5 protein-coding genes and 3 pseudogenes are annotated in these 5,219 nt (G+C 70.0%); 5 read left to right on the forward strand and 3 right to left on the reverse strand.

What is annotated here, in order from left to right; translation table 11 throughout:
- The first annotated feature begins 213 nt into the window (after nt 1-213).
- The 3 genes and pseudogenes from FCI23_RS53810 to FCI23_RS53825 all read left to right on the forward strand — a co-directional run.
- The gene (locus tag FCI23_RS53810; RefSeq protein WP_246144903.1) at nt 214-1,644 is read left to right on the forward strand and encodes a PP2C family protein-serine/threonine phosphatase; all 1,431 of its coding nucleotides are present in this window, start codon (nt 214-216) and stop codon (nt 1,642-1,644) included.
- Nucleotides 1,645-1,681: 37 nt separating this feature from the next.
- Nucleotides 1,682-2,329: pseudogene (locus FCI23_RS62045) on the forward strand (PAS domain-containing protein); the annotation flags it as partial.
- A 315-nt stretch (nt 2,330-2,644) separates the two neighbouring features.
- Nucleotides 2,645-2,752 (forward strand): annotated as a pseudogene (locus FCI23_RS53825) (IS5/IS1182 family transposase); the annotation flags it as partial.
- On the opposite strand, the gene FCI23_RS53830 reads toward FCI23_RS53825, so the two are convergent.
- Nucleotides 2,700-2,858 carry a hypothetical protein gene (locus FCI23_RS53830; RefSeq protein WP_211265890.1) on the reverse strand — a complete coding sequence of 53 codons (159 nt, stop codon included), beginning with the start codon at nt 2,856-2,858 and terminating at the stop codon, nt 2,700-2,702. The pseudogene FCI23_RS53825 and the gene FCI23_RS53830 sit on opposite strands and share 53 nt — an antisense overlap.
- Before the next feature lie 47 nt (nt 2,859-2,905).
- Nucleotides 2,906-3,700 (reverse strand): SDR family NAD(P)-dependent oxidoreductase, encoded by a 795-nt coding sequence (locus FCI23_RS53835; protein WP_246144904.1) that lies wholly within the window; start codon nt 3,698-3,700, stop codon nt 2,906-2,908.
- A 100-nt stretch (nt 3,701-3,800) separates the two neighbouring features.
- On the opposite strand from FCI23_RS53835, the gene FCI23_RS53840 reads away from it, so the two are divergent.
- On the forward strand, nt 3,801-4,436 hold the full coding sequence (locus tag FCI23_RS53840; protein WP_136731497.1) for a TetR family transcriptional regulator: 636 nt from the start codon (nt 3,801-3,803) through the stop codon (nt 4,434-4,436).
- Between the two features lie 8 nt (nt 4,437-4,444).
- On the opposite strand, the pseudogene FCI23_RS53845 reads toward FCI23_RS53840, so the two are convergent.
- Nucleotides 4,445-4,687, reverse strand: a pseudogene (locus tag FCI23_RS53845) (IS5/IS1182 family transposase); the annotation flags it as partial.
- A gap of 92 nt (nt 4,688-4,779) precedes the next feature.
- Between FCI23_RS53845 and FCI23_RS57905 the strand changes: the two are divergent.
- A complete protein-coding gene (locus FCI23_RS57905) occupies nt 4,780-4,935 on the forward strand; it encodes a hypothetical protein (protein ID WP_169317459.1) in 156 nt (51 codons plus the stop codon).
- Nucleotides 4,936-5,219 lie beyond the last annotated feature (284 nt).

Below are 5,219 nucleotides of genomic sequence, written 5' to 3' on the forward strand. Positions count from 1 at the left end.
CGCCCAGGATCGGTCCCATGCCGGGCGTGGACTCGATGTTCCCGGCGCGTTCGTCGGTGCGGAGGGTCTCGCGGATCTCCCGCCCCAAATCCGCTGCTCAGACGTGCTCACCCGTCACTCCGAGCGGGAGCCTCTTTTCGAGCCATCAACGGCAGACCCGCCATCAGCCGCCCCCGGTCCTCCTGGACTGCCGACATTCTCAAGGAATCCGCCATGCCTGCAATTCGCTCGCTCAGGCAGGTGATCACCCCGAAGCGGCTCTCCCGCCGGATGCGGGACGAGGCACGGCCGTTCGAGCCGGCGCTCCTCACCCCGCTGTTGGTGATCGTGCTGACCGCGGTGGCGGACATCCTCACCCCCCACCTGCAGTTCTACCGGTTGTTCGGGGCGGCGCCGGCGCTGGCCGCCGCCATGTTCCCCGTGGCCGGCACACTGGGCATCGGACTGCTGGCCCTGATGACCGGCTTCGCCCTGTCCGCCGCCGACCACGACCTGGGCCAGACCCCGGGCAATTTCACCCTGCTCGCGATCACGGCCATAACCCTGGCCGCCGCCTACGCCAGCCGGGTCCGGCAGCACCGGGAGCACACCCTCGCCGAAGTCCGCGCCGTGGCGGAGACCACCCAAAAGGTGCTGCTGCGCCCGGTCCCGCACCACCTCGGGCAGGTCGACGTCGAGGTGCTCTACCAGGCCGCCGCCGCGCACGCCCGCATCGGCGGCGACTTCTACGAGGCGCAGCAGACCCCGCACGGGGTCCGGCTGATCATCGGTGACGTCCGCGGCAACGGACTTCCGGCCGTCGAGGCCGCCTCGGTGCTGCTCAGCTTCTTCCGGGTGCACGTGCGGGACGCCCCTGATCTGCCCTCCCTGGCAGGCCGGTTGGAGGCCGGCATGATCGACTACTGCGAGGACGTCCCCGGCGATGACGCGCTGGAGCGCTTCGTCACCATTCTGCTCGTCGAGATCCCCGCCGAGGAACCCATCGCACGCCTGCTCAACTGCGGCCACCCGCCGCCGCTCCTCCTGCACGACGGCGAGGTGCACGAGGTGGAACCCAGCGCGCCGTCACCGCCCATCAACATGACCGGCCTGCTCGGCGACCACTACCAGGTCGACGCCATCCCTTTCGCCACTGGCGACCGCCTGCTGCTCTACACCGACGGCGTCAGCGAGACCCGCGACCACACCGGGACCTTCTATCCCCTCACCCACCGCGTCCGCCGATGGACCTCGGCCCCGCCCCGCCAACTTCTCGACCACCTCCACCAGGACCTGCTCGCCTACGTCGCGGGCACCCGCGACGACGACCTCGCAGCCCTGGTCGCTCACCGCGTGGCACCGGAGGACCGCGAGCCGCGAACGCAGCTCGGTCGCGGTGTCCGCATACAGCGCATCGACCGTCAGTCCGCCCGGTCGGGGGGCCGCGCGGCCGGATCCCTGCTCAAGGAGGCGGGGGCGGAGGAGCTTCTCGGCGCGGCTCGCGGGGTCGGCGCAGGGGCCACATGCGTCCAGCCCGCTATGGGCGCTCGCCTGGATGTCGCCGACCACGGCACTGCGGGTGCCGAATCTGCCGACGGGAGCGACACGATCCCGGCTGTCCGCAACACCCCTCCCAGGAGGGATGGCCGCGGTGGGCAGCACTGAGGGCATGGTGCCCGCCGCCGGGCAGGGGTTCGTGGGGATGACCGGCTCGGCGATCGCGGTGCTCGACGCGGAGGGGGTGGTGGTCGGGTGGACGCAGGCCGCCCAGCGGCTGGTCGGCTACGCGGCCGCGGAGGTGGTGGGCCGGCCGGCCGCGGTCGTGCTGGCGTGTGCCGGGGACGCGGCGAAGGCGTTCGCGGAGCGGTGCCGAGTCAGCGGTGGCTGGTCCGGTATCGCGGCGGTCCGCCACCGCGACGGCCGCAGGCTCGATGTCAGCCTGCGGGTCTCCCCGTTGTCCGGGCCGGACGGGAGGACGCAGTGGCTGGTCTCGGCGACCGGCATGGCCGCGGTCTCCTCGTGGGCGGTAAACGGATCGGGGCTGGAGTCGCTGCTCACCCGGGCACCGATCGGGATCATTGTCCGCGACCTGGAGCTGCGCTGCACCTGGGTGAACGAGACCCTGGAGTTCCAGGACGGCATCCCCCGCGAACAGCGGCTGGGGCGCCGGCTGACGGAGACACTGCCCGGCGCCGAGGCCCAAGCGGCCGAGGGGGTGATGCGGCGAGTGCTGAACAGCGGCACTTCGGTGGTCGACCACGACTTCCGCTCATGGCTGCCGTTGGACCGGCGCCGGGAACGTGCGTTCTCGGCTTCCTTCTTCCGCCTCGAGGACGCGGACGGCCACGTGCTGGGCGTGTGCGGCATGTGGGTGGACGTCACTGGCAGAGAGCGGGCGCGTGAGCGCCTGGCGATCCTCAGCGAGGCCAGTGCGCGTATCGGCAGCAGCCTGGACGTCATGCGGACCGGGCAGGAGTTGGCCGACCTCGCGGTGCCGCTCCTCGCGGACTTGGTCACCGTCGACCTGGCGGAGGCGGTCCCGCTCGGCGAGGAGCCCCTGGCCAGGCTTGGGCGGGGATGGGCAAGCACATCCCCGCCTTCCGCCGCGCGGGCCTGGCCTCGATCCGCCAGGGGGCCCCGGAGGCCCTGTGGGCACGGGGGCCCGTCCTACGACCGGATCGTCGGCCTCGTCCTCGACCAGATCGCCGTCGACGGCTCCATCACCAAGGCATCCGGAGGCGGCGAGGCCACCGGACGCTCACCGGTCGACCGCTCAGCCCGCGCAGATACAACTCGCCCTTGGCTTGCTGGTCCCGCCGCGAGAGCGAGCCGAGCATCTGCGCAGCGAATGCCTCCAGCGGGCGGCGGACCTCGTCCATCTCCTCAGGCGTCACTCAAGTCTGAGCTCAGGTGGCGGGAGTCGGGGTCAGGTGAGGGTTTCGCCGCCGTCGACGGTGATGACCTGGCCGGTGACGTAGTTGTTGGCCATGAGGAAAAGGGCCGAGGCGGCGGCTTCCTCGGCGGTGCCGAAGCGCCCGAGGGGAGCGGTCGATCCGGCGGCGGCGATCGCGTCGTCGGAGTCCAGCCCCGGCCGCGAGCGCAGGAGTGGGGTGTCGATCCGGCCGAAGCGGACGGTGTTCACGCGCAGCCGTGCGGGGGCGAGCTCCACGGCGAGGGCCTTGGTGAGGGTCTCCACGGCACCGGCGACCGACAGCGGGGCGGTCATTCCGGGAACGGGGCGGACCACGAGGATCCCCGAGCTGAACGTGAGCGAGCCTCCCGCGGGAAGCCGGGTCGCCGCCGCGCGGGCGGCGGCGAAGGCCGCCTGGAGGCGGGAGTTGAAGGTCGTGCGGATGTCGTCGGCCGACAGCCCGGTCAGGGGGCCGGTGCCGCTGATGCCGCCCGCGGTGACGAGCACATGGTCGACGTGACCCGCCCTGTCGAAGGCCTCGGCGAGGGTCTGCTCGTCGCCGCCGTCGCCGGGAACGGCCAGCACGGCGTCGTCGGGGTCCTCGGCCAGGCTCGCGCTTCGCACCCGGGAGACGGCAGCCTTCAGCCGGTCGGGGTCGCGGCCGACCAGCACGACGCGGGCGCCGACCGAACGCAGCAGGACGCCCGCCGCCAGCCCGATGCCCGAGCTTCCGCCGATGAGGACAGCGGTCGTGCCGGAGAGGGCGCTCGGCAGCGGCGAACGAACGGGGATGGGAGTCGCAGTGCTCAAGGGAGAGCCTTTCGATGAAATAAACCATCTGGTTGTTTTACTACTGTGTCGATACTGCCGCCTGGACGGAGAGGAGTCAACCGGATGGTTTAATTTGTTTATGGCCTATGACGCGGAGGACACCAGACGGCGGATCTTCGACGCCGCCGCCGCCGAGTTCGCCGAGCACGGCCTGGCGGGGGCCAGGGTCGACCGGATCGCAACGGCCGCCAGAGCCAACAAGCAGGCCATCTACCTGTATTACGGGAGCAAGGAGAAGCTGTTCGCCGCCATTTTGCGGGCGAAGCTGGAGGAGGTCCGCGTCTCCGTCTCCATCGATCCCGACGCGGTGGCCGGGTCGGTCGGGCAACTCTTCGACTGGTACCAGGAACACCCGGAGCTGATCAGGCTGCTGCTGTGGGAGGCGCTGGAGGCGGGCTACGAACCCGACGAGAGCGAGCGGGAGCGCCGTGACGGTTTCCGCGAGAAGGTTCACCATCTCGTGGACGGAGGCGTGGCCCAGCACCTTCCCGAGGACGCACGCGTCCGCGCCGCCCAGGACCTGCTGTTCACCCTCATGGGACTGATCGCCTGGAACTTCGCGGTGCCCAGGATGTGCCGCGTTGTCCTGGACGAGGAGACCGACCAGGCCGCCTTGGCCCGGCGCCGCGAGACAGTGATCGAAGCCGCTCGCAGACTCGCCACCACCCCGGACGCCTCCAAAGCGGGGTCTCGGAGTAAGGGGTCGGGCGGATAGGCGTGTGGTCATGGTCGGCGGTTCGGGCGTTCGTCCCAGCGGTGGGTCGTCCATGCCTGTCGGATCAGGCTACGCACGACGAGGTCGAAGAAGGTGTCGATGACGGTGGCGCGCCGCTCGTAGCTGCTGGCGAGCCGGTAGAAGGCGTTTTGCCAGGCATGGGTGCGTTCGAGGTGCCAACGCCGACTGGCCTGGATCGGTGCCTTCTCGCCTTTGTGCGCGATGCGGCCGTGCAAGCCACGTTCGTGAGGGGCCACGCGTTTTCCGGACACCTCCGCCCCCGACCCCCGCACCAGCCAGCCCGCCACGCCACGCCCGCCGGAAGGAGAAAACCCTGGCTCTCATGCGGACCGAACCCCAGCGGACCTGGCACGGAAGCGAAATCGCGCAGGCCCTGGGCATCACCAACATCCACAGCTTCTGCGTCCAGATGTCCCAATGGGCCAGCCAAGGACTCATCCTCAAAACGAGCCGCAGCCTCTACGCGCTCAACACTTGACAACCACGAGTAATCTCTCGTGGGACCGACCGCACCGCTCCGGCCCTGGTCAGAGTGGGTATCCACTCTGACCTACGCCTACGGGGTCGAATCGGGGTCGAACTGAGTAGGTTGACCGTTCCACGGGCCAGCCCACCTTCGCGCCGCGATGGTTAGCCTTAAGTTGCTAGTGTCTCGTGATCCTGCAGTCGTTACTTTGATCGATGGGGCTCGTTGGTTCTGGCATGGAGCTCTCTGTGGAACAGACCGCTGAGTTGCGGGAGTTGGTGAACAGTCGCGACGTG

Source organism: Actinacidiphila oryziradicis, from assembly GCF_005047355.1.
GTDB classification, from domain to species: Bacteria; Actinomycetota; Actinomycetes; order Streptomycetales; family Streptomycetaceae; genus Actinacidiphila; species Actinacidiphila oryziradicis.